Source organism: Candidatus Tisiphia endosymbiont of Melanophora roralis, from assembly GCF_964026575.1.
Taxonomy (GTDB): Bacteria; Pseudomonadota; Alphaproteobacteria; order Rickettsiales; family Rickettsiaceae; genus Tisiphia.
On sequence record NZ_OZ032161.1, the window covers coordinates 1,229,819 to 1,253,891 of the forward strand.

Sequence of the window (24,073 nt, forward strand, 5' to 3'; positions counted from 1 at the left end):
CAGTATGGCTTGTAAAATTCTTGGGTGCGGTGCATATTTGCCGGAACGTATTGTTAGCAATGCAGAATTATCGTTATCGGTTGATACCAACGATGAATGGATTCGCTCAAGGACGGGTATATTACAAAGGCACATTGCCGGGAACGATGAATATACGTCACATTTAGCTCTTAAAGCCAGTCAGAATGCTCTAGATGATGCTGGGTTAAAGGCATCATCTATAGATTTGATAATTACCTGCAGCACTACTCCAGATAATAGTTTTCCTTCTATAGCTTCTAAGTTACAAGGTTATCTTGGGCTTAATAATGTACCTTCATTTGATCTCCAAGCGGTATGTTCGGGTTTTGTATATGGTTTACATGTTGCTGACTCTTTGATTAAATCTAGAAAATATAGGACAATATTACTGGTCGGTGCTGAAAAAATGTCGTCTCTACTAGATTGGAGCGATAGAACTACTTGCGTCTTATTCGGTGATGGTGCTGGTACTGTAATTCTGCAATATAGTGAGGATAGTTCTGGTATAATAGATAGTAATATTTACTCGGATGGTCGTTATTTTGATATTCTTTACACTGATGGTGGTGTAAGTACAGATGGCAAAAGCGGTAAAATAAAAATGAAAGGGCGAGAAGTTTTTAGGCATGCAGTAGAAAAAATGAGCAAATCAGCTGAAGACATATTACATAATAATAATTTTACCATAGATGATGTTAACTATTTTATTCCACATCAGGCAAATATAAGGATTATAGATGCAATTATAGAGAGACTAAAAATTAATCCAAGTAAAGTAGTAAAAACGGTTGCAGAACATGCCAATTGTTCTGCTGCTTCAATCCCTTTAGCCCTCGCTTCTCTTAAATCTTATGCTAATATCAAAAAAGGTGATATACTCCTTTTTACAGCTATCGGTGCTGGAATAACTTGGGGATCGGTTTTAATCAGATGGTAACAACTAAGACTATTACTAGAGAAAAAATTGCTCACATATTAAAATCTAATCTAGGGCTATCAAGTATTATATGCGAGGAAATAGTCGATCAAATATTTAAGAATATTCAGCTAATGGCAAGCAATCAAAGATTGACGTTAACAGGTTTTGGAAGCTTTTGTACTAGCACAAAAAAACCTAGGCCTGGCATAAATTTTCATACAAAAGAGACAGTGATAATTCCAGCAAAAGAGGTAATGCGTTTTATACCAGCTAAAAAGTTAAAATTATTAATTAACTAAGACATCGGTTTAATAGCCTATTGTGTCACCCCACAACTGTTGAAAGTTAAAATCGTCATCGCGAGACGCCACAGGCGTCGTGGCGATCTCATGATAGTCAAGCTCTCCTTCACAAGATTGCCACGAAGCCGCTGTAAGCGGCTTCTCGCTAATAGACGGTTTAGGGCTTGCCTCATCGCGATGACGATTTTAACTTTCAACAGTTATGCGGATGCCACCCCTGCGTAGGTAAGGGGTTAAAAAAATAGCAGAAGAGTATACCAGCAGAAGTAGAATTATGCAAGAGGTCTATTAAAAATGCAGAATAAAAAATATTACTCCATTGGTGAAGTAACAAAACTTCTAAATATTCACTCTCACCAGCTAAGATATCTAGAGCGGCTACTACCAAATCTAACTATACATAAGATACGTAACAGACGATATTATACAAGACAAGATATTGAATATTTGAGAGTCCATATGACAACCAAGAATATACAGATAGAATCGCAGCCTATTATCTCAAAACTATCCCATAATCAAATAAATAAAATTGATTGCCTGATCAAAAATTTTTATGACTTATCGTTGACTATCCAGCGAATTACTTCTAGATAAAAATTAATAATTCTTACATCGGTTTAATAGCCTATTGTGTCATCCCATAACTGTTGAAAGTTAAAAAAATCGTCTATTAGCAAAGCACTATTGTAAGGCTTAAAACGTCATTAGACTTCTTTCGAAACTCGCTTATGCGCAAGGGTGTGAAGGAGACGCGGAACCTCGACCCGCAGCGTACTCTAATGTACGTGAGGATTCGAGTACAGACGTCGCGTACAAATCACCAGCAGAAGTAGAGTTTCGAAAGAAGTCTATTGTGAGCGAACGTACGTGAGCGTGGATCCCCATGAAGCTTGTCATATAGATGCTTCATCGACCTACGGTCTCCTCGCTAATAGACGATTTTTTTAACTTTCAACAGTTGTGGCAGCAATACGCGGGGATGACATCGCTTTGACGTTAGTAACCTCAATTTTGGATTAATGAAATTAATCCAAAACTGAGGTTTGAAAAGACTGAATACGATTAATAATCATATTACAAAAAAGCTGGCATAGAAAAACTCCACACCAGCCTTAGAAAACAGGGATTTATTTCTTCACTTCTTCTTTCTTCGTTTCTTTCTTGTTCATGTTGTTTTCATCCACGTTCACTTCGTCTTGCTGCGGGTCTTTTTTCTCAGGAGTCGCTGCAGCAAAAGCAGAAATAGAGAAAGCTAAAGTTAGAATAATAGTTAATAAATTTTTCATAATAAACCTCATTTTTTGTATTGGTGATTCTAGCTTAAACTCCGTAATATTCAAGTCAAATAATAAGTAGAATTACCCTTTATTATAAAATATATTATTAATGTAATAACTCTGTGTCATTTTGGTTCACATTTTTACAAGTTTATTGACTGTTCTTTGCAAATTATTTTATAAGTTTCACATTTCTCAAGCAGTTTAGCGTGAGTATCCCTTGCAATTAACCGTCCATGATCAATTACCAAAATTTCGTCAGCCTGCTCTATACTTGAAATACGATGAGCGATAGATAATATCGTTTTATCTTTCATTATTTTTTGTAATCTATCTAGTAATTTTTGTTCACTCTCGCTATCTAAAGCACTCATTGCTTCATCTAGAAGTAAAATCTCCGGGTTATATAGAATTGCCCTACTAATAGCTATTCGTTGTTTCTGTCCTCCAGATAATTTAATGCCCTTCTCACCAATTTCAGTATCTAGTCCTTCTTGAAGATTTTGAACAAAATCCATTATTCCGGTATTATTAGCTGCTTTTATTATTTCTTCTTCACTAGCATCCGGTTTAGCAAAAACGATATTTGACCTAATCGTACCAGAGAAAATACTTGAATCCTGTGGCACATAGGCAATCATACGCCTTATCTGCTGGTCATTAGTCTTTGATATATCTTGCTTGGCAATTCTAATAATCCCTTTTTTAGGAAAATAAAATTTTAACATTAACTGCATCATGGTACTTTTACCAGCACCTGATCTGCCAACTATACCAATAAATTTACCTCTATCTATTTTAAATGACAGATCATCTATAACTAAACTATCTAATCTTGATGGATATATAAAGCTTACATTTTCAAACTCTATAATCCTAGAAGTCTTATTATCTTGATAATCACATATTTGGATATTGGTGTGTTGATTTTTAGAAGAATAATCTATAAGAGCAAAAACCCTTTCTGAAGCTACAAGAGATGAGTGTACCTCACTTAGAAGCTCAAAAATACCCCCGCTGCTCATACCGGCGATTATAGCGTAATAAATAAATGATATCATCTGACCTGATGATAAATCGCCATGTACTATATCTCTGCTACCTACCCATATAACTATAGTGATAGAGAATAGTATAACTGAAATAGCTATCGCGAAAAATATAGAACGGATTTTTAAGCGATCTGCCGTATGCTTTAAATAATCAGAAATTTGCCTATTGAAATCAGCTATTTTATTTGCCTGCTGATTAAAAGCTTGTATCGTGCAAATATTTGATACAGTTTCTTCTAAATTAACTGCAATATTGGCTTGCGACTTAAGAGCATTTTTTGATAAATTTCTTACATATTTGCCAAATTTTATTAGTGGTAACAATAATAATGGTATAGTGGTAATGACAATCACAGAGAGTTTAGGACTCTGAAAGAACATCAATATAATTCCACCAATTAGCATTATTGAGTTACGAACAAAGAAAGAGAGAAAATTGATAATCAACTTGGAGATAAGTTCTATATCTATAGTCAGGCGGGAGATGATATCACCAATTTTTAGCTCTTCAAAACAAGCAATATCAAAATTAATTATATTACTGTAAGCTTCTTGCCTAATTGTACTCACGATTTTTTCAGCAATATTATTAATGAAATAAGAACGGAAAAAACTACCTACACTAAAAATTACTATTAAAATAGTAATATATAATATCGATTGATCAATTGACTGCAGATAATGTGTTTTTAGACCATTATCAATTAACTGTCTAAAACTACTACCTATTGCTAGCAACGAAATTGACACACATAATAAGGCCAACATAACAATTGCTAGATCTAATTTATAGAGCTTTAAGTAACTGATAAATCTATAAGGAATTGTCTTATGTATTGCAAACATAATTATTAAATAGCTGGTGCCGGATGTCGGATTTGAACTGACGACCTACCGCTTACAAGGCGGTTGCTCTACCACTGAGCTAATCCGGCAAATAAGAAAAAGCTCTAAAGTCAAGCACCTATTACTCGATAATCAAGTTTTTTTCTGAAGGCTACAATTCATGGTAGTTTATGTCATCCGAGCTACGGCGTGGTTCTCAAAAACCTTTAAGTCTAAGGTGTTTTTGTATTTTTAGATTCCGCTACCTACGCGGGAATGACATATTTTCGACTTCTTTTCATGACTTTTAAACTGCCATGAATTATATAACTTAATAAAAACTTGATTATCGAGTTATATGTACACCATAACTGTTGAAAGTTTAAAAATCGTCTATTAGCGAGGAGACCGTAGGTCGACGAAGCAATCTATATGACAAGCTTCATAGATTGCCACGCTCACGTACGTTCGCTCGCAATGACGGTTTTTTAACTTTCAACAGTTATACCTTACGGGGAGCATGTTTTTATCCACCCTAAGCTTTTTTTGACTCTTTCTTAGGAGGTTTTATTTTACGATTCTTAATTTTAACTTCCATTTTCTTTTTGATTGATGCCGGAAGTAATATACCAGCTTCTTCAATAAACCTAGCAACACGATCTGTAGGCTGAGCACCCGTACTTAACCAATATTCTATACGATCAGATTTTAGAACCACACGATTTGCATCACCTCTGACAAGCATTGGGTCATAAGTACCTACTTTCTCCAAAAAATCACCATCCCTAGGAGCTGTTGCATTAGCTACAACTACTCTATAATGAGGACGCTTCTTTGCCCCACCTCTTGCCAAACGAATTTTTGTTGCCATATACCTCTATTTCACTATTTAATCTTTTCTTCTTTAAAAGGAACATGCTTCCTGACTACAGGATCATACTTCTTAAATGATAACTTCTCAGTTTGAGTTTTAGGGTTGCGTTTCTTTACCAAAAAATACCCTGTACCAGCTGTACTAACAAGTCTTACCAAAACATTCTTATTTTTTTTAGCCACAACTATCAGACCTTTTTGTATTATTTATAAAATAAACTGCTGGTCATAATAAAAGTAAGCTGGCAAATAGTCAAGAGTAAAATAGCTTTTGGTTTAATTGTTTGTAGTCCTTAATTTATCCCAAGACCGAATTCAAGAAGCATAAAGCAATATACCAATCACCACCATTATCATTCCTACTAATCCAACTATTTGAGCAACAATGATTGTAGTGTTATGGTGGATTATACCATAAATTAACCAACTCAAAGTAACAATAATTATCACAAGAAAACCATCAAGAGATAAGTCATCTGCACTCTTAGTAGTAAAAATTTTATAGGCCTGAGTATAAAATAAATATTGACCCATTGTACCAGCAAATATCATATATCTATCAAAAAAAATAACTAGTTTATTTTTTGTTTTCTCTGTATATGCCATATATGCACCTATTTAACTATTAGAACCTAAATATCTATATGCTGTTTCTCATAACTCTCATGTCGCTCTTGTGCTTCAATACACAAAGTTGCAACTGGTCTTGCTTCTAGACGTTTTAAGCCAATTGGCTCTCCAGTTTCTTCACAATAACCATATTCATTTTTTTCTATCCTTACCAAAGCTTCTTCGATTTTATCAAGAAGCTTACGATACCTATCTCTTGTTCTAAGTTCAATTGCTGTATCCGTTTCAATTGACGCACGATCATTTAAATCCGGCTCATTCCAATTTTCTTCCTTGAGATGGGTTAAGGTTTCTCGTGATTCCTCTAGTAAAGAACTTTTCCACTCAAGGAGTTTTTGTCTAAAATATTCTAACTGTTGAGGATTCATATATTCTTCATCATTGGAAGGTTTATACCCTTTTAGCAAAATAATTTTAGACATACAGGCTTCTCATATTCAAACATGGGATAATATAACCTATAATTAAAAAGCATGGCAAGAAGATTATAATACTTCCCCTTTAGATTTTGATATTGGGTGAGCATTATTATAAATATTTTCCAAATGTTTTAGACTAATTTTAGTATAACGCTGGGTAGTTGACAAACTTTTATGCCCAAGTAATTCCTGAATAGACCTTAACTCTGCTCCATTCTCAAGTAAGTGCGTGGCAAAACTATGTCTAAAGGAATGAGCTGATAAATGTTCTGATAATCCATAGAAGCGACGTAATTTTATCAGTTCACGATTAAATACTGGAGCTTGTAAATTTTTACCCATTTTACCTCGAAATATCGGGTCTTTTTCATCTATACTATAAGGTAATTTACTCAAATATTGTTCTATTAGATCTCTAGCAAATGGCGTCCATGGTATTATCCGTTCTTTTCTGCCCTTCCCTGTTATTTTTATAAAATCTAAGTTTTGTAAATGAGATGTAGTCATAGATAATGCTTCGGATATTCTAAGACCAGCAGCATAAATAAGCACTAAAAGGGCTTTATTTCTTAACTCCACCCATTCTAAATCAGCAAAATCATCAATATGTTCAATGGATAATTGAGCATCTGACTGCGATAAAGATTTCGGTAATATTTTAGCTTTCCTAGGGTTTTTGACGGAGAAAATTGCATGACAAGTGATATTAGCAGTCTTCTCTAGATATTTATAAAAATTCTTTATAGCAGATAAACTTCTAGAATTAGAAGCTGTTAGGTAATTATCTTGTTGTCTTTTAGAAAGCCAGCTCCGTACTAATCTTATGTCAACTTGCCTTATAGAACTAATGGTTATGATTTCAGAATTATAGTGAGTCATAAAATTCAGAAAATGTTCTAAATCATTCTTATAAGAAATTATGGTATGTTCTGAACAATTTTTTTGTAATTTCAGATATTTTTGCCATTTATCTATTAGCTCTAATACTTCTTGTGCTTTTTTCTGAATCATTGATCATTTACCTATACAAAAATTACTAAATATCTCTCCTAACACTTCTTCAACACTAATCTTACCAGTAACATTACTTAAACTTCTGATAGCCATTCTAACATCTTCTGTGGCTAGCACTAAGTCATTGTCAATATTAAAATTTTCTAAATATTCCAACGCTTTTTCTATACAATCTCGTTGACGTTGTCTAGTAATATGCGGCGATTCAGTTAAACCTGCTATATTATGAGCAATATTTTCGATTTCCTTTAATAAAATATCCAGTCCTATTTTTTCTTTTATAGAGATTTTTAAATAATTTTTGTTTAATGGCCGCAATCTATCTTCCATGATATCATTCCCGCGTAAGCGGGAATCTAGATCCCGCGCTGAAGCAGGTTGACAATACCCCAAACTTTTATCCAAAAGATCAATTTTATTGACCAGCATTATGGTATTATCATCTATTAAATCTATAATATCAGCCATCTCCTCAAAATATGAGGGTGAGTTGCTTAACTTTATAGCATCAAGCATAATTATTTTGATATCAGCCATTTTTGCTGACTCAATTGCACGTTTGATACCTTCTAGCTCTATTAGGTCATTACTAGACCTTATACCAGCCGTATCTTGTAATATAATTGGGTATCCTCCTATATCTAGATGCCCCTCAATTATATCACGAGTTGTGCCTTCAATGTTTGATACAATAGCAACGTCTCTTTGCATCAAAAAATTAAGTAAACTAGATTTACCAACATTAGGAGTTCCTAAAATAGTCAATTTGATTCCAGTTCGTAGTAACTCCCCTCGTCTATTATCGTTAAGGTGTTTTATTATAGCATATTTAAGATCAGCACTAATAGTCATAACCCTATTTAATATTTCTTGTGGAATATCTTCATCAGGGAAATCGATATAAGCTTCAAGTAAGCCAATAATGGTAAGTAAAGTTTGTCTCCATCCATTATAAAGTTCTTCAAGTTCTCCACCAACTTGCTTAAGTGCCTGCCTATGTTGCCAAACAGTTTCAGCTTCAATTAAATCGGCAATACCTTCTGCAGCAGTTAAATCAAATTTGCCATTTAAAAACGCCCTACGGGTGAATTCCCCAGGCTCTGCAATCCTTAAACCATCTATGGTTAACAATGCTTCACTTAACATGACAGCAATTGCTATGCTGCCATGTGTGTATATCTCCACTACATCTTCTCCAGTGAAGCTAGCTGGAGCTTGAAAATATGCTACAACTGCATCATCAATTAATTCTTGATTTTTAGGATTTATGAGCTTTTTACAGTACATAATTCTCGGAACAAACTCTATATTATTATTCTTAAGCAGGTGTTTTAAGGCAAATAGGCTTTTAGGCCCAGAGATACGAAAGACTGCAACACCAGCTTTTCCTGGTTTAGAGCTTTGAGCAAAAATAGTTTCCACGATGGCAGTGATCCTCTTGCTTAAGTAATTTATTTAATTATACTATACTCAAATGATTTGAAGTATTGGATTTGAAAATGAATGGTGAGCAAGCGGAGTGTACATATTAGTACATGAGCATGCGAATCCATGATATTTTCAAAAAACAATTCTTCAAAGCAGAAGAGTATATCTCTATTGCAACAATTATAAAGTTTGGTAACAACTATGACAATAGAAAAGACATCTTTAGCTTTGAGTAAGCTTACTTGTCAAGTGCCTAATTATAAATCAGAAATTTTATCACTAAGTACAACAAAAAGTGGGAATCCACTTTATAGCACCCCTCTTTATAGTAAGTTTGTACAAAAATTTCTAGTTTATATCCCTGTAGACTATAGATTTAGAGATAGACAAGAATTATTTGGTGAGTTTATAAATAATGCCTTTCAGTTCTTTCAAGAAAAACAGCCTGATAAAAGAAAGTTGCAGATTGTCAGTACAGTAATTGAAAATGATCCTGCAATTAATATTCTGCTACTGAATGATGACAAATCATTTATAGTTGATTCGATCATTTGTTTATTAACAAGCCTAAGTTTAAAAGCTAAATTTTTACTTCATCCTATTATAGCTTGTGTAAGGAACAATGATGGTCACTTACAAGAAATATTGGATATAAAGAAAGATAGAGTGGAATCTTTAGTCCATATCACTATTCTAGGGGGTTTTGATCAAAAAGATATTAGCTCTTTGGAAATGGCTTTAAATGAAGTTCTAGATCAGATAGATACTACTTATAATGTATGGTCTAAAATCTTAAACAGAGTGACGTTAATTTCAAACGATATCCAAAATAATCAGCAATTATATAATGACAATCATTTAGATTATCATGAATCTACAAATTTCTTAGATTGGTTAAAAGATGATAATTTTACTTTCCTAGGTATGATTAACTTTGATCTCACCTCTAAAGACTTCTCATCAGAAGATGGAGTCAAAAAGATATGGCAAGATAGTGGTGAGGTTATTGATATTATCGAACGCTCAGCAAATTCATTACATGAAAATAAACTAATTATTTTAGGTAAAATTAATATCTTATCAAAGGTACATAGAAGTAACTTAGTAGATTATATTTTAATTAAGAAAATTGATCAGGATAAAAAATATCACTCAGGTAGTATAATTTTTGGCTTATATAGCTCTGCAATGTATTATCAATTAGTTACTGATATTCCTATACTGAGACAAAAACTAAAATTTGTTGTAGATAAAGCCGCTTTCCCGATCGGTGGATATAATACCAAGAAACTTAAAAATATAATTCAATCTCTGCCTAAAGAAGCTTTGATACAGATTGATGAAGGTGATTTATACTGTATGTGCTTACATGTACTCTCAGGGATAACGAGTAAAAAACTTAAATTATTTATTCAACAAGATTGGTCTGGTTCGTTTATTAATATCATAATATTTCTACCAAGAGATCGTTTGACACTAGAAGTACATAGTAGCATAAATTATTATTTATCAAATATACTTAGTGGTCTAATACTTTCAGATTATACTGCAGAAGTGGTAGAAAATTTTTCATATTTATTTGTTACGTTGGAGGTACAGGGTAAAAAGAATATTGATTTTGATGTTGAACTAATAGAGCAAGAATTAGATAAACTCTCCACTCGTTGGAGTGAAGATTTCTACCAAGAGTTATGTAAAAAATTTGGTGAATACCAAGGTGGGGTAAATTTTAAGCTTTTTGACCCAATTTTTCCTATCGACTATAGAGAAAAATTTAATGGACAAACAGCTTTAATAGATATTGAGTATTTAAAAGAGGCTAGTATTTATCACAAACCGATATTTAATTTAATTGTTATAAATAATACAGAGTTCCAGCTAAAAATTTACAGCCCGACGCCTAAATTAGCTCTCTCAGACTTACTACCATCTATAGAAAATTTAGGATTCAAAGCTATAGATGAACAAAGCTTTGCCATAAAAGGAGCAGGAGATATAGTCAATTCAGGATTTGGTGCTAGGAGCGATGGAGCGACGCCTATATGTAATAGGCGAGCGACGAGTGACGACGTCACCAACTTCTCATCAATTGACTATATTGAAGAAAGTTGGATATATGAATTTACTCTCGAAGCATTGATAACTATTGAAAGCGATATTGATTTACTTAAAGCAAACGTAGAAGAGGCTCTAGATAAGATATATCTTGGACTTTTGGCTAATGATTCTTTGAGCAAATTAATAGTATTATCGGGTTTTAATTGGTGGCAAGTTAAATTGGTTAAAGCATTAACTAGATATTTACATCAAACTGGCTTTATCTATGGCAAGGGCTATGTTCAGTTGACCTTAATAAAGCATTTTTTATATACTAAAATGTTAGTTGATTTGTTTGATACTAAATTTAATCCAACAAATTTCTCAGATATATACTCAAATGATTTGGAGAATGGGGACAACAAACAAGGGGTGAGCGAACTAGGCGTACATGAAGTACGTGAGTACGCGAATACCCCGCAAGTATTTGCAAAAACCAATTCTTCAAAGCATAAGAGTATACGTTCAAAAACTATAAAAGATAGTATCTTTAACTATCTTAATACAATTACTAGCAGTAGTGAGGACAAGGTTCTAAGACAGATGTTTGATATTATTGAAGCTATTGTTAGAACTAACTGTTATCAGCCTAGCTCTAATGACTTAAAAAATTCAGCTCACAACCATAGTACAGTCAGTAAAAATTATTTTTCTTTTAAATTTGACTCGCAAAAAGTTCCTCACCTGCCTTTGCCAGTACCATTTGCCGAAATATTTGTTTACGATAATGATTTTGAAGCTATCCATTTACGAGGGGGCGTCGTCGCTCGCGGAGGTATTAGATGGTCTGATAGAGGTGAGGATTATAGAGTAGAAGTATTAGGACTAATGAAAGCACAAATGACCAAAAATTCAGTTATTGTACCTGTTGGCTCAAAAGGTGGATTTTTCGTTAATTTCACTGATGATAATATGACTCGCCAAGAATATATGGCAAGAGTGGTGCAGTGTTATAAAAATTTTCTTCGTGGATTACTTGATATCACTGACAATATAATTGATGGTAAAGTTATTCAGCCAAAAAATACTATTATCTACGACCAAGAAGATCCATATCTAGTGGTTGCAGCCGATAAAGGTACGGCAACGTTCTCGGATTATGCAAATAGTGTGTCGGCTGAATATAATTTTTGGTTAGGCGACGCTTTTGCTTCCGGTGGATCAGTAGGTTATGATCATAAGAAAATGGCTATTACCTCAAAGGGAGCTTGGATTTCTGTAGCAAGCCATTTCCATGCTATGGGTATTGATGTACAAAAAGACCCTATTACTGTTGTTGGTATTGGCGATATGTCTGGGGATGTTTTTGGTAATGGCATGCTTAGGTCTAATACCATAAAACTTGTTGCGGCATTTAATCATAAACATATATTTATTGACCCACAACCTGATCCAATTATTAGTTTCAATGAACGTATGCGACTATTCAATTTACCGACATCAAATTGGTCTGACTATAATCAACAATTAATTTCAAAAGGTGGAGGAGTTTTTGAGAGAAGCAGTAAGTCTATATCATTATCCCTAGAAGCCAAGTTATTGCTAAAACTAGACATTAACGAATCATCTCCTGAAGATATGATTAGAGCTATCCTACAAGCAGAAGTTGATTTGCTTTGGAATGGCGGTATAGGAACCTATATAAAAGCTTCAACGGAAAATCACCTAGAGATAGGCGATAAGGCAAATGATAATCTTAGAGTCAATGGTAAAGATATCAGAGCTAAAGTAATAGGAGAAGGTGGAAATATTGGTGTATCACAACAAGGTAGAATAGAGTATAGCAAGCTAGGTGGGAGAATAAATACTGATTTCATTGATAATTCAGCTGGCGTTGATTGTTCGGATCATGAGGTAAATATCAAAATTGCTCTTAATCAGGCTATGTCCTCTAAGAAGATTAGTTTAGAAGAACGTAATAAGTTCTTATTTACTATGACAAAACACGTCGAAGAACTGGTTCTAGTTGATAACTATAAGCAAAATCAGGCACTTGATATAATGCAATTATCTAGTACTTCAACTATCGGAATATTTAGCCAATTTATTGATACTTTAGAAGAAGAAAAATTAATTAATAGAACTGTTGAGTTCTTACCAACTCAGGAAGAACTCAGTAAAAGGACAGTTAATAAGGAAAGTATGACCCGCCCCGAGCTTTGTGTATTACTTTCTTATAGTAAACGCTCAGTCTATCATGATTTAATAACAGCAACATTTTCAAAAGATAAGTATTTTGAATCTTATCTGATTAATTATTTTCCAAAACTAATGCAAGAAAAGTTCCGTGAGGAAATTTTAGCTCATCCGCTTAAACATGAAATTATTCGAACCGTTGTAACAAATAAAATTGTCAATCAATTAGGCGGACCATCACTTAATCTTATAAAACGTGAAACTCAGGCTGCTCTTTGTGATATAGTTCGTTCGTATACTATTATCTGTGAAATTTTTGATTTAGATAATCTATGGACTATAGTAGAATCTCTAGCAAGTAATATAGATCATAAAGTTAAAATTGACATGTTCACTGAGCTTGCTAAAATTATGCGTAGAGGTATCTCTTGGTTTCTAAAGCATAAAAAACATCCTATCAATATTAGCAATACCATTGATGAATTTTATGAACCAGCTAGAATGCTTAGTAAAGTGGTTGGTAATCTTCTTTTAGGAGAAGCAAAAAATAAATTCGATAATAAAGTTAAGCAATATACTTTATCAGGAGCGACAGATGAAATAGCTCATAGGATTGCAACTCTTGATAGCCTAGTGTCTGTCTTTGATATAATATATATTGCAAAAAAGACAAAAGCTAAAAATAATGATGTTGCTAATTTATATTTCACTACTGGTAATAAATTTAGTATTGATTGGCTTCGTAAATCTTGTGATAAACAACTAAATGATTCCTACTGGAATAGATTATCAATTCAATCATTAAAAGATGACTTATATGATAAACAAAGACAATTATTGACTAAAATAATTAACAACTCTAAATTAAATATTGATTTAGAGTTATGGATTGATAATAATATAGATGCCGCATGTATTTTTTTAGATTTTGTAAAAGGAATTAGATTGCAAGAAACTATTGACTTAAATATTTTAATTTTAGCAAACAAGAAATTTGAAACTTTTTTGCGTAAGCTTGAGTAATGCGTTATGTCGTCATCCCTAAAACAAACGAGAATAGAATCTGGTAAAACTCTTGAAGAAATATCTAGCTATTTGAAGATTAGGAAGCAATATTTGGTAGCTCTTGAAGAGGAGGATTTTAGTTCGATGCCAGCGGAAGTTTATGTAAAAGGTTATCTTAAATTATACTCAAACTATTTAGGGATAGATGTAAATCTCAGTGAAAAAGACAAGCAGGAATCTTCAAAAGATATTGACCTCAGAAATAGGTCAGATCCAATGATATTGGACTATAAATGGAAAAAACAACTAATTATTATTTCTGTTTTAATATTAATAATAATTCCAATAATTTATCACTTAATATTATCATCTGAATGAAAATAACTAATGATTTATTACTTAAGTTAATGCAAGAAGTGGACCAAGGTCTTGAAGGTCTCTTGTCAAAGATCGCTAGGCAACATGAAGAAATCAATAAACTGCAGGATGAAAATAAACAGCTCAGGGATAATTATGCAAAAATACTTGAGCAAATAGCCGTATATATTGCTGAACTTGAAGCAATAAAACATAAAAATACATAAAATAAAGATGTCTATAGTAACAATACTACTTGGTAACAAAACTTTCCAACTCGCATGTAGTGAAGGATCAAGAGAAGAATTATGCAATCTTGCAGCCAGATTGAATGAAAATATTGCTCTGATAAAAAAAGTTAACCCATCAGCATCATTTGAACTATTATTAGTTATGTCTGCATTGAGTTTACAGGAACAAGTACAAAACTTGACTAACAAAATTGCTAAAATTGATGGTGCTAATATACCTCCCGAAGAAGAAAAATTTGCAGAAACGTTAAGTACTATAGCAGGATATTTAGAAGACCTTGCGAGAAAGATTGGAAAGTGATATTATATAATCCCGTGTATGAAACATCAATGTTTGAAATATAATGGGCTGCCTGGTTCGTGAGCTTAACGTATTGCCCCGGGACTATAATTTTTATTATTAGGAAACCGTCCCTGTCTGAATCTATTATACAGATATATGGATTCCACCTTACATACAGGTTCTTTGAGGATTTTAGGCAACGACCAAAGTGGTTCATTTTTTTAGGCAACTTTTGTGCTATATTACATAAACAAGATTTTTACTAATCATAGAGTGCAGTCTGCTTTATTAATGCTGGTGGGCTGTTCTACTGCTCTATTACTAGTGACTTATAATCCAAATGATCCTTCCTTTAATTCTGTCACAGACAAATATCCTAGCAATTTATTAGGTCATTTCGGTGCTTATTTGGCAGATATTTTTTACCAATTTTTTGGTATAGCGTCCTTTATTTTACCAATTTGTTGTATTTTTTGGTCTCTGAGTGTATGGCGTTTAAAGAAAAAATGGGCTACCGTTAGGATAATTGTGATGCTGCTGTCAATTATATCATTATCGATAGTCTGCACTAATATAAAAATTAATTATTTACCGGCAGGTGCAGGTGGAACAACAGGTACTATTATTTATCCAATAATCAAGCAATTGGATGCTAGAGCCGATTATGCTTTAATTATTACTACATTTATTTTATTATTTTTATTGACTGAAATAAAATTTTCAGTTTTTGGGATCGCTATAATTAAATTATTCAAACTAATACCTTATAAAAAATTTATACTTTTACCTACAATATCGACAAATACCAAGTCAACGAAACAAGTTTTGATAAAAAAGATACCTTTTATTAATCAAGAAGAAGCAACGTATGCTCATAAAATAGATGCATTACAAGAAAAAAATAATGACATACACTCCCATTTTTCAAAACAACAATCTCCATTCAAAAAAGAAAATGGCGAATTACCATACTTGCCCCCTATCGAATTATTAAAACAAGCTGACAACCAAAATATCAAAGTAGAAACTTCATCAGAACTACAACATAATGCCCAAGCATTATTAACTGTTCTAGGTGATTTTGGGGTTAAAGGTCAGGTAATTAATATTAGCCAAGGTCCAGTGGTAACGTTATATGAATTTGAGCCAGCTGCAGGTACTAAATCTTCTAGGATTATCGGTTTATCAGATGACATTGCTAGATCTTTATCGGCAATATCAACTAGGATAGCCGTAATACCAGGTAGAAACGTTTTAGGTATTGAATTACCAAATAAACAACGAGCATTCTTTTGTCTAAGAGAATTAATCGAAACACCGGAATATCAAGATAGCAGTATTATGCTACCATTGATTTTAGGAAAGGATCTAGCTGGTAAACCTTTTGTTGCAGATTTAGCAAAAATGCCCCATCTGTTAGTTGCTGGTACGACAGGTTCCGGTAAATCAGTGGCAATTAACGCTATGATAATTTCCCTACTTTACCGCTATACCCCGGAAGAATGCCGTTTAATAATGATCGATCCCAAAATGCTTGAATTATCTACCTATGATGGCATACCACATCTTCTAACTCCAGTGGTTACTGAGCCAAGCAAAGCAGTGGTAGCCCTCAAATGGGCGGTAAAAGAGATGGAAAATCGTTATAGGGCAATGTCAAATATTGGGGTAAGAAATATAGCAGGTTATAATGCTAAAATTTCAGAAGCTACATCGGCAGGTAAAATATTAGAGCGTACTATTCAAACAGGATTTGATCCGGAAACTGGTAAGCCTATCTATGAAACAATTGAAATGAATATGGAGAAATTACCATTCATTGTAGTAATTGTTGATGAAATGGCTGATTTAATGTTGGTAGCTGGCAAAGATATTGAATTGTCAATACAGCGTCTAGCTCAAATGGCAAGAGCAGCAGGTATTCATATCATCATGGCAACTCAAAGACCTTCTGTTGATGTTATTACTGGGGTAATCAAAGCTAATTTCCCAAGTCGTATCAGTTTTAAAGTAACTTCTAAGATTGATAGTAGAACTATTCTTGGTGAACAAGGCTCTGAGCAGTTACTAGGTATGGGAGATATGCTTTATATGGGTAATTCTTCAAAGATTACTAGGGTGCATGGTCCATTTGTTGATGATAAAGAAGTAGAGAAGGTTACCCAATATTTAAGATCCACGGGAGTGCCTGAATATATTTCAGCAGTGACCCAACAACTAGATGATGATGAAGTAAATGGCGAAAGTCTAGGAGATGATTCAAGCAGTGATGAAACTTTATATAAAAGAGCAGTACAAATCGTACAATTAGAACGAAAAGTATCAATTAGCTATATACAAAGATGTTTACGAATTGGCTATAATAGAGCGGCTACTCTTGTTGAAAAAATGGAACAAAATGGGGTAATATCTCCTCCTAACCATACTGGTAAGAGAGAAATATTATTGCTAGAAAATTAAGTTCACTGCCATATATTATTTCCCCATAACATATCTAGAAACTCTCTTATAGGCCAAATAGTAATTTCTTTATTTTCTAATATGATTACACGTTTTGTTTTTTCTAAGCTAATAACATGTAATTTAAAATTATGTTCTTTTGCAAATTCTAAAAGTCCTTTTAAATGATTTTTTTGTATAGAAGAGGAAATTTTAACTTCAAATGCATTATCCTGTACGATAAAATCAACCTCGTAACCTTCTTTCGTACGCCAATAACATAACTGATCTCTTTTATCATTGAGATATTTATATGCTATAAATTCTAGAAACACATAATGCTCAAAAGCTTTACCAGCTTCAAATCCTATCATTTCTTGATACTCATATTTTCTTAAATAATTAACAAGAGCAGTATCAAAAAGATAGAATTTAGGTGTTTCTGTAATAATTTGTCGTTTAGTACGTGATCTATAAGGATATAAATGATACCCAAGATACATATCCTCTAATATTTCAAAATATGTTTTAACAGTTTTTGCATCTACTGCACAATCCCGAGCAATATTACTATAATTGATCATCTCACCATTAGAAATTCCTATAATTTCTAAAAATCTAGCAAAAGCCTCTCTTTTCCTCAGACTTGCCTCAAACTGGACTTCCGGTAAAATATAATCATATAAATACGAAGCTAAATATTTATGAATATTCTGCGAAGCTATATAATGGTCTGGAATAAGCCCATGATTACATATTTTATGCCAATTCAGTTCTTTTAGTTCAGGATAACATAGTGGTAAAAACATATATCTCCAAGCTCTACCTCCAAGTAAATTAGCTCCAGTTGATTTTAATCGCCTTGCACTCGATCCACAAAGAATAAATTGTAGAGAATTATTTGCCAAAAACTTATTTGATTCTATTAAATGATGCACTTCATCAAGAAGCAAAGGTACTTTTTGTACTTCATCGATAATGATAGTAGATACTTTATTTCGTGCATTTATTTCTTCTCTTAAACGTTCCGGATGTTGGAAATAAATTTGATATATATCTGCTTGCAGTAAGTCTATATAAAGAGCGTTTGGAAAGCATTTTTTTAAATATGTTGATTTGCCAGTTTTACGAGCCCCCCATAAAAAACAAGATTGCTTCTCAGGTAATTTTAAATTTAAAAATCTCTTGATAATCATGAATATATTCCTAATAAATCTGATATTTAGAAGATTATATTCCTAATATATCTCTTTGTCTCTTATTTTTATATATATTGAGTTAGGGTATACCCCACAACTGTTGAAAGTTAGTAAATACAGCTTCCCTATACGTCTATTAGCGAGGAGGATGTAAGGCCGACGAAGCAATCCAGTAACATCATTTATCTATAGATTGTTTCCTAGATTGCTTCGCTTACGCTCGCAATGACGCTGTGGTATAGCTATTTGTAAACTTTCAACAGTTGTGGGGTATATACTTGAATGAATCTTGAACATACAAGGATTATTATAAGAATTATTTTTTCTCCTTGGTCTGTGACGTAGTATTAGTAAGCTCTCTAAATTCATTAAGTAGCATTTCTATGCATATATGCATCTCTTCTAAACGAAACGTCATATGTAATATACCTTGCTCTTTCTTAGTAGTTAGAGTAATTAACTCTATTATTTCTTTATGCAATAGTGCTATTTCATCTTTTGCCTTGATGTAGGTATTGGGGAAGTCTTTACTGATGCTAATAATATTGTTATAGCTTAGCTGGATATTACTAAACCCCCTGACAGATAACAGAATTAACAATATCTGCCCTATGATTATGCTGAATAATAGAATGACTAATAGTGGGTAATACATATTCTACTTCCATTGTATTGTTCTAAGATTGATATCATTTACATTATAGAATTATGGTATTACTAGGATTGTGAAAATAAATGAGGTTGAAATAAGTTGATTTGGGGTTGATTTGGCTAAGAAATTTGTATATGATCACAGTAATACCTCAATAAAAAGGTTATTATTTAAATAGCAGTTGATGCTATTTGATTAATGCTACTAGTAAGTACTTAGAAATTTTGCGAACTTGAAAGTACTTACCAGTTAACTATAATACTTGAGCTTTATTTAAGAGTAGAGCTTAAGTATTATATTGGTTTTTTAGTTTGAGATTTAGAAAAGTATATTCTTTGCTTTAAAAAATTAATCAATAATCATTGATCTCTTTTTTAATAATCTCATTCTATTTTGCTAGTTTATTATAGTTATTTTGAGGTGTCAAGAAAAAATATTTCTATGGTGGGAGTATTTAAATTTTAATTGTTCTGAGTATATGGCTCTTGTTCACCAAATACAAGAATTCCTCAAAAAAAAGTTTGATGAATTAAAATTAACAAGAAAAGATTTTGCTGAACAAAGTGGCATTCCTTATTCTACTGTAACTAATATTATGCAATGTCTGAAAGCTAACCCAACTATTAGTAATATATTGAAAATTGCTGACTACTTTAAGTGTTCTATGGATGAAGTTGTAGGAAGAAATGAATATATTTCTTTACCTAATATAGAAAGTCTAGAATTTTATAAAATTACATCAAGTGACATCACTTCTAATATAAAGAAGTTTTTGATTGATAAGGTAAAGAAACAAAATTTAAACTTATATAAATTAGGCATGACTATAGGTTTTAGTAATAACTCTTTACATAGTTTTGTTAATAGTAATAGGGAACAAAAAACTTTAAATAGTCAAATTGTAGTAGCCCTAGCAGATTATTTTGAAATATCACTAGATGAAATGGTTGGTAGAATTGCCCCTACTAAAGATACTGACAATGGTAAATCTTCTGATTGAATTTTTAGTTGCTGCTGACAGGCATACTCAAATGATTTGAAAATGAATGGTGAGAAGGCGTAGCGTATATATAGTATAGTTACGCATGCGAATCAATGATATTCTCAAAAAACAATTCGTAGGATCAGAAGAGTACACTATAAATTTATTCATCTGACAATTATCTTGTAACCGTGTCTATAACCACACAATTAAGGTTTATGATATTTATCAATTATCCAATCTATAAATATATTATCAACAGACTGCTTCTTCAAAGCATACTCATATACTTCTTTTATTAGAGCTGTAAGGTTTCTCAATGAGAAACTTAAGTTTCTTTCAATTAATATATTAATTGTTGCACTAGTAGCTTTGCTAAAAATTTTTATCTGATCAACAGTTAGTATCTCGAGGTTTATTTCATTATCAATAACAAGAGCTTCCAAGTTAATGTCTAAGGCTTTTGCAATTAATTGTAAATTATTAGCACTAGGATTTTTTGAACTACCATACAAAATGCTATAGACAGTATTTCTACTTAGTCCAGTTTTCCTCTCTATATCTATAGCATTTATGTTTTTTTGAGCCATTAACGAATTAAGTCTAGCCTGTAAATTTGCCATAAGTAATACTTTGTATATAAAATTAATATTTTTAAAATATAAGGTATAATAATCAAAAAGTAAATACCAATTACATTATTTTTTCCGTGTTAATTCTAATTGTTCCTGCTGCTCTAGCTGTTGTTTTTGTCTATATATAAATTAATAGTAGGCTCAGTATGCCATTAGGGGTGACATCCATAACTGTTGACAGTTAAAAAAACCGTCTATTAGCGAAGTGCTGTTGTAAGGCTTAAACCGTCATTGCGAGAAGCCGCTGCAAGCGGCAACGTGGCAATCTCGTGAAGGAGACCTTGACTATCATGAAGATTGCCACAGCACCTAACGGCACTTCGCTAATAGACGGTTTTTTAACTTTCAACAGTTGTAGGGGCTAGGCGTACATTTAGTACGTGGCTACCTACGATCCCTGAAGACGACAACGCAATTCTTGATTTTCATCGAGTATACTACTATGATTTCAAGAGTTGGGTAGACGATAGTATAACTTCAAGAAGAGCTAGGCAGTAGCAAAGTCGAGCGGCGTAGCGTACATGAGTAACGGAGCAGCACAGACCTTTGACACGACGCCGACAATTCTTGAAGTTCTACCTGAGTATATATATGTTTCATCCATTTTCCAGTTGCTACTTGCTTCATTAAGAATCAAAAGATAGTCCATCATCTACCCCTGACAATGGAACAGACACTGCACCAATACCACGATCAAGTACATTTTGGTATATAGTAGTACATTTATTATTAAATGAATAATCCGTAGTGTCATGACTTGTTGCTTCATATAAGGATTCTACAATATCACTTATCTTTTTTAAATGAGCATCAGATGATAAACCCATTGATTTGTTCAATAATTCCCGAAAATCATTTATATCTTTCTGTATATTCTTATCTAGCTGTGCCTTAAACAAATATGGTTTTTTAATTCTAGCACCATATGCTTCTAATAGACAAACATTTGGATAATTACCATTTATAGAAGCAATGTCTAATGGTGTATTAGTGTCCTTATTAGCTATATTTGGATCTGCTGCCATTTCTAATAACATTTCAGTGATCTTAGTACTATTAGGATTGTTTTTATGTTCTGTTGCATAATGTAGTACAGTATTACCGTCTTTATCTTGATTATTTACATTACCTTTTGTAACTAAATGATTTACTAATTTTACATTACCTGTCTTTACAGCTGTAAATAAAGGATTTTTATCAAATAAAGTAGTTAAACCACCATAGCGTACTTTAGCAACAACTTGTTTACACACTGTTCCAAACATCATATTTATTCCTCCAGTTAGTTTTTATATCACAAATATCCGTTTCAAACGGATATTTGTGGTCATACTACAGTAAAATTCCATTACATGCAAGCAATATTTAAAAAATTTTTAAGTTGAATAAATAGAATCAAAGGTTTATATACTCGAATGTGACTCCGAATTGGCTTTAATATAAGGAAAAATGTATTCTTAAAGCGGCTAACGCGAATGCATTTTAAACCTTTCTAAAGCTAAAAACATGATTTTAGCACAATATTAATTTAACAATCAGATGCAGAGCCGTCTCAAATCTGATTGTTTCCATAATTTCACCGAATTTGGGATAAGAATTGATAAATTCTTATCCCGAATTCGCATAAAATGAGGTTAACTTAACGTGACAATCTAGTGCGAATAGTGTATGGTAGCATTTGAAAATAAAATTGACTATAGCATTTTTTATCAAAGAAGTCTCTTATCACCTCAATTTCGGATTAATGAAATTAATCCGAAATTGGAATGAGAGTGTAAACAATCAGACTTAAAGCGGTTTGACACAAAGTAACAATATGGAATTCGATCCTAATCTACTATCTCGTATACAATTTGCCTTTACCATAAGTTTTCATATAATTTTTCCGTCCTTTACCATTGGTCTTGCTAGCTGGCTTGCTGTCGTAGAAGGGTTATGGATTAAAACTGGTAATAATATTTATCAAGAAATATATAAATTTTGGATTAAGATTTTTGCTATTACTTTTGGTATGGGAGTGGTATCAGGCGTTGTTATGTCTTATCAATTTGGTACGAATTGGTCAGGTTTCTCTGATAAGGTAGGTAATGTACTTGGACCACTTTTAGGTTTTGAAGTGCTTACTGCATTCTTTTTGGAATCATCTTTCCTTGGAATTATGCTATTTGGCTGGAATAGAGTCAGTAAAAATATGCATTTCGCTGCCACTTTAATCGTGGCAGTTGGTACAATTATCTCTGCTTTTTGGATTATTGCAGCTAATAGCTGGATGCAAACTCCTACTGGTTATGAAGTACGAGCAGATAATATTTTATACCCGGTAAGTTGGTTGAAAATTATTTTTAATCCTTCATTTCCATATCGTTTTTGTCATATGATTGTAGCAGCATATTTAACTACAGCTTTTGCAGTTGGTGGTGTTGCTGCCTGCTATCTTTTACATAAAAAATTTGTTAACCATGCTAGAATCATGTTTGGCATGGCAATGTTGATGGCAGTAGCTGTTGCCCCTATACAACTTTTTATTGGTGATCAACATGGGTTAAATACTCTAAAACATCAGCCGACAAAAGTTGCTGCTATAGAAGGTATATGGGACACAGAGAAAGGAGCAGACCTTAGACTCTTTGGCTGGCCTTCATCAGAAGAAGAGACGACAAAATATACTATAGAAATACCAAAAGTTGCTAGCTTATTACTGACACACAGCTTAGATGGAGAAGTAAAAGGTTTAAAAGAATGGCCAAAAGAAAATCGACCTCCTGTATTAATAGTATTTTTTTCCTTCCGAGTAATGGTAGGAATCGGTATATTAATGGTAATTACTGGGGTTATTGCATTAGTGTTATACTTACGTAAAAGATTATTTGATACAAAATGGTTTCAATATTGGTGCATGTTGATGACTCCATCTGGTTTTATAGCAATATTAGCAGGTTGGTTTGTTACAGAAGTTGGTAGGCAACCTTATGTAGTATATAATATACTCAGAACATCTGAAGTATCTTCACCAGTATTAGGTCAATATATCTTTGCCTCACTAATTGCTTTTGTTATAGTGTATGCTTTTATATTTGGCGGAGGCATTTATTATATTATAACTTTAATAAAAAAAGGACCTAGTACTATAGTCAATTCAGGAGGATTTGATGCTAGGAACGATGGAGCGAAGCCTATAGATAATAGGCGAGCGACGAGTGACGACGTCACCAAATTCTCATCAATTGACTATACAACTATAGTACTAGGAAATCCAACCAGTAAGGGATAATAT

21 protein-coding genes, 1 tRNA gene and 3 pseudogenes are annotated in these 24,073 nt (G+C 32.8%); 11 read left to right on the forward strand and 14 right to left on the reverse strand.

All coding sequences use genetic code 11. From position 1 onward, the window contains the following. Positions 1 to 4: 4 nt before the first annotated feature. The 3 genes from AAGD53_RS05880 to AAGD53_RS05890 all read left to right on the forward strand — a co-directional run bounded on the left by AAGD53_RS05880 (position 5) and on the right by AAGD53_RS05890 (position 1,839). On the forward strand, positions 5 to 958 hold the full coding sequence (locus AAGD53_RS05880) for a beta-ketoacyl-ACP synthase III (RefSeq protein ID WP_341762559.1): 954 nt from the start codon (positions 5 to 7) through the stop codon (positions 956 to 958). Further along, entirely contained in the window at positions 952 to 1,239 is a 288-nt protein-coding gene (locus tag AAGD53_RS05885; RefSeq protein ID WP_341762560.1) for an HU family DNA-binding protein, read from the forward strand. Before AAGD53_RS05880 ends, AAGD53_RS05885 begins: the two co-directional genes overlap by 7 nt. 297 nt (positions 1,240 to 1,536) lie before the next feature. Further along, positions 1,537 to 1,839: a MerR family transcriptional regulator gene (locus tag AAGD53_RS05890; protein WP_341762561.1), complete on the forward strand. Its 303-nt coding sequence runs from the start codon at positions 1,537 to 1,539 to the stop codon at positions 1,837 to 1,839. Between the two features lie 533 nt (positions 1,840 to 2,372). Here the strand turns inward: AAGD53_RS05890 and AAGD53_RS05900 are convergent. The 9 genes from AAGD53_RS05900 to mnmE form a co-directional block, all read right to left on the reverse strand. After that, positions 2,373 to 2,531 (reverse strand): hypothetical protein, encoded by a 159-nt coding sequence (locus AAGD53_RS05900; RefSeq protein ID WP_341762562.1) that lies wholly within the window; start codon positions 2,529 to 2,531, stop codon positions 2,373 to 2,375. Positions 2,532 to 2,665: 134 nt separating this feature from the next. Beyond that, complete coding sequence (locus AAGD53_RS05905; RefSeq protein ID WP_410521129.1) at positions 2,666 to 4,411, reverse strand: ABC transporter ATP-binding protein; 1,746 nt, start codon at positions 4,409 to 4,411, stop codon at positions 2,666 to 2,668. A gap of 23 nt (positions 4,412 to 4,434) precedes the next feature. Next, a tRNA-Thr gene (locus AAGD53_RS05910) sits at positions 4,435 to 4,509 on the reverse strand. A gap of 425 nt (positions 4,510 to 4,934) precedes the next feature. Next, entirely contained in the window at positions 4,935 to 5,270 is a 336-nt protein-coding gene (rpsP, locus tag AAGD53_RS05915) for a 30S ribosomal protein S16 (RefSeq protein WP_341747616.1), read from the reverse strand. Between the two features lie 14 nt (positions 5,271 to 5,284). Then, positions 5,285 to 5,455: a 50S ribosomal protein L33 gene (rpmG, locus tag AAGD53_RS05920; protein ID WP_341747615.1), complete on the reverse strand. Its 171-nt coding sequence runs from the start codon at positions 5,453 to 5,455 to the stop codon at positions 5,285 to 5,287. A gap of 132 nt (positions 5,456 to 5,587) precedes the next feature. Further along, entirely contained in the window at positions 5,588 to 5,878 is a 291-nt protein-coding gene (locus AAGD53_RS05925; RefSeq protein ID WP_341762564.1) for a SemiSWEET family sugar transporter, read from the reverse strand. Between the two features lie 26 nt (positions 5,879 to 5,904). After that, positions 5,905 to 6,324, reverse strand: a complete 420-nt coding sequence (dksA, locus tag AAGD53_RS05930; protein WP_341747613.1) for an RNA polymerase-binding protein DksA — start codon at positions 6,322 to 6,324, stop codon at positions 5,905 to 5,907. Between the two features lie 63 nt (positions 6,325 to 6,387). After that, entirely contained in the window at positions 6,388 to 7,332 is a 945-nt protein-coding gene (locus AAGD53_RS05935) for a tyrosine-type recombinase/integrase (protein WP_341762565.1), read from the reverse strand. 3 nt (positions 7,333 to 7,335) lie between these two features. After that, positions 7,336 to 8,757 carry a tRNA uridine-5-carboxymethylaminomethyl(34) synthesis GTPase MnmE gene (gene mnmE, locus AAGD53_RS05940; RefSeq protein ID WP_341762566.1) on the reverse strand — a complete coding sequence of 474 codons (1,422 nt, stop codon included), beginning with the start codon at positions 8,755 to 8,757 and terminating at the stop codon, positions 7,336 to 7,338. 207 nt (positions 8,758 to 8,964) lie between these two features. Here mnmE and AAGD53_RS07790 point away from each other — a divergent pair. The 6 genes and pseudogenes from AAGD53_RS07790 to AAGD53_RS05965 all read left to right on the forward strand — a co-directional run. Further along, a pseudogene (locus tag AAGD53_RS07790) lies at positions 8,965 to 10,692 on the forward strand (glutamate dehydrogenase); the annotation flags it as partial. Between the two features lie 168 nt (positions 10,693 to 10,860). Beyond that, positions 10,861 to 14,019: pseudogene (locus AAGD53_RS07795) on the forward strand (NAD-glutamate dehydrogenase domain-containing protein); the annotation flags it as partial. Between the two features lie 6 nt (positions 14,020 to 14,025). Continuing rightward, complete coding sequence (locus AAGD53_RS05950) at positions 14,026 to 14,379, forward strand: helix-turn-helix domain-containing protein (RefSeq protein ID WP_341762568.1); 354 nt, start codon at positions 14,026 to 14,028, stop codon at positions 14,377 to 14,379. Next, complete coding sequence (locus tag AAGD53_RS05955) at positions 14,376 to 14,585, forward strand: hypothetical protein (RefSeq protein ID WP_341762569.1); 210 nt, start codon at positions 14,376 to 14,378, stop codon at positions 14,583 to 14,585. The genes AAGD53_RS05950 and AAGD53_RS05955 overlap by 4 nt, the downstream gene beginning before the upstream one ends. A gap of 7 nt (positions 14,586 to 14,592) precedes the next feature. Continuing rightward, a complete protein-coding gene (locus AAGD53_RS05960) occupies positions 14,593 to 14,910 on the forward strand; it encodes a cell division protein ZapA (RefSeq protein ID WP_341762570.1) in 318 nt (105 codons plus the stop codon). 216 nt (positions 14,911 to 15,126) lie between these two features. Further along, positions 15,127 to 17,352, forward strand: a complete 2,226-nt coding sequence (locus AAGD53_RS05965) for a DNA translocase FtsK (RefSeq protein ID WP_341762571.1) — start codon at positions 15,127 to 15,129, stop codon at positions 17,350 to 17,352. A gap of 2 nt (positions 17,353 to 17,354) precedes the next feature. Here AAGD53_RS05965 and AAGD53_RS05970 read toward each other — a convergent pair whose 3' ends face one another. The 3 genes and pseudogenes from AAGD53_RS05970 to AAGD53_RS05980 form a co-directional block, all read right to left on the reverse strand. Further along, entirely contained in the window at positions 17,355 to 17,930 is a 576-nt protein-coding gene (locus AAGD53_RS05970; RefSeq protein ID WP_375331535.1) for an ATP-binding protein, read from the reverse strand. 240 nt (positions 17,931 to 18,170) lie between these two features. Further along, positions 18,171 to 18,527 (reverse strand): annotated as a pseudogene (locus tag AAGD53_RS05975) (AAA family ATPase); the annotation flags it as partial. A gap of 319 nt (positions 18,528 to 18,846) precedes the next feature. Next, the gene (locus AAGD53_RS05980; RefSeq protein ID WP_341762572.1) at positions 18,847 to 19,185 is read right to left on the reverse strand and encodes a hypothetical protein; all 339 of its coding nucleotides are present in this window, start codon (positions 19,183 to 19,185) and stop codon (positions 18,847 to 18,849) included. Between the two features lie 475 nt (positions 19,186 to 19,660). Here AAGD53_RS05980 and AAGD53_RS05985 point away from each other — a divergent pair, with 475 nt between their 5' ends. Next, positions 19,661 to 20,182, forward strand: a complete 522-nt coding sequence (locus AAGD53_RS05985) for a helix-turn-helix domain-containing protein (RefSeq protein ID WP_341762573.1) — start codon at positions 19,661 to 19,663, stop codon at positions 20,180 to 20,182. Between the two features lie 191 nt (positions 20,183 to 20,373). Here the strand turns inward: AAGD53_RS05985 and AAGD53_RS05990 are convergent, their stop codons facing one another. Further along, complete coding sequence (locus tag AAGD53_RS05990) at positions 20,374 to 20,787, reverse strand: helix-turn-helix domain-containing protein (protein ID WP_341761512.1); 414 nt, start codon at positions 20,785 to 20,787, stop codon at positions 20,374 to 20,376. A 638-nt stretch (positions 20,788 to 21,425) separates the two neighbouring features. Next, positions 21,426 to 22,067 (reverse strand): ankyrin repeat domain-containing protein, encoded by a 642-nt coding sequence (locus AAGD53_RS05995; protein ID WP_341762574.1) that lies wholly within the window; start codon positions 22,065 to 22,067, stop codon positions 21,426 to 21,428. Between the two features lie 548 nt (positions 22,068 to 22,615). Here AAGD53_RS05995 and AAGD53_RS06000 point away from each other — a divergent pair. After that, complete coding sequence (locus tag AAGD53_RS06000) at positions 22,616 to 24,070, forward strand: cytochrome ubiquinol oxidase subunit I (protein ID WP_341762575.1); 1,455 nt, start codon at positions 22,616 to 22,618, stop codon at positions 24,068 to 24,070. Positions 24,071 to 24,073: the final 3 nt, after the last annotated feature.

What these genes read in the sequence shown, in the direction of transcription:
- AAGD53_RS05880 (WP_341762559.1), top strand. Translation starts at nt 5, where the DNA reads ATGGCTTGTAAAATTCTTGGGTGCGGTGCATATTTGCCGGAACGTATT.
- AAGD53_RS05885 (WP_341762560.1), top strand. Translation starts at nt 952, where the DNA reads ATGGTAACAACTAAGACTATTACTAGAGAAAAAATTGCTCACATATTA.
- AAGD53_RS05890 (WP_341762561.1), top strand. Translation starts at nt 1,537, where the DNA reads ATGCAGAATAAAAAATATTACTCCATTGGTGAAGTAACAAAACTTCTA.
- AAGD53_RS05900 (WP_341762562.1), bottom strand. Translation starts at nt 2,531, where the DNA reads ATGAAAAATTTATTAACTATTATTCTAACTTTAGCTTTCTCTATTTCT.
- rpsP (WP_341747616.1), bottom strand. Translation starts at nt 5,270, where the DNA reads ATGGCAACAAAAATTCGTTTGGCAAGAGGTGGGGCAAAGAAGCGTCCT.
- AAGD53_RS05925 (WP_341762564.1), bottom strand. Translation starts at nt 5,878, where the DNA reads ATGGCATATACAGAGAAAACAAAAAATAAACTAGTTATTTTTTTTGAT.
- dksA (WP_341747613.1), bottom strand. Translation starts at nt 6,324, where the DNA reads ATGTCTAAAATTATTTTGCTAAAAGGGTATAAACCTTCCAATGATGAA.
- AAGD53_RS05935 (WP_341762565.1), bottom strand. Translation starts at nt 7,332, where the DNA reads ATGATTCAGAAAAAAGCACAAGAAGTATTAGAGCTAATAGATAAATGG.
- AAGD53_RS05950 (WP_341762568.1), top strand. Translation starts at nt 14,026, where the DNA reads ATGTCGTCATCCCTAAAACAAACGAGAATAGAATCTGGTAAAACTCTT.
- AAGD53_RS05955 (WP_341762569.1), top strand. Translation starts at nt 14,376, where the DNA reads ATGAAAATAACTAATGATTTATTACTTAAGTTAATGCAAGAAGTGGAC.
- AAGD53_RS05960 (WP_341762570.1), top strand. Translation starts at nt 14,593, where the DNA reads ATGTCTATAGTAACAATACTACTTGGTAACAAAACTTTCCAACTCGCA.
- AAGD53_RS05980 (WP_341762572.1), bottom strand. Translation starts at nt 19,185, where the DNA reads ATGTATTACCCACTATTAGTCATTCTATTATTCAGCATAATCATAGGG.
- AAGD53_RS05985 (WP_341762573.1), top strand. Translation starts at nt 19,661, where the DNA reads ATGGCTCTTGTTCACCAAATACAAGAATTCCTCAAAAAAAAGTTTGAT.
- AAGD53_RS05990 (WP_341761512.1), bottom strand. Translation starts at nt 20,787, where the DNA reads ATGGCAAATTTACAGGCTAGACTTAATTCGTTAATGGCTCAAAAAAAC.
- AAGD53_RS05995 (WP_341762574.1), bottom strand. Translation starts at nt 22,067, where the DNA reads ATGATGTTTGGAACAGTGTGTAAACAAGTTGTTGCTAAAGTACGCTAT.
- AAGD53_RS06000 (WP_341762575.1), top strand. Translation starts at nt 22,616, where the DNA reads ATGGAATTCGATCCTAATCTACTATCTCGTATACAATTTGCCTTTACC.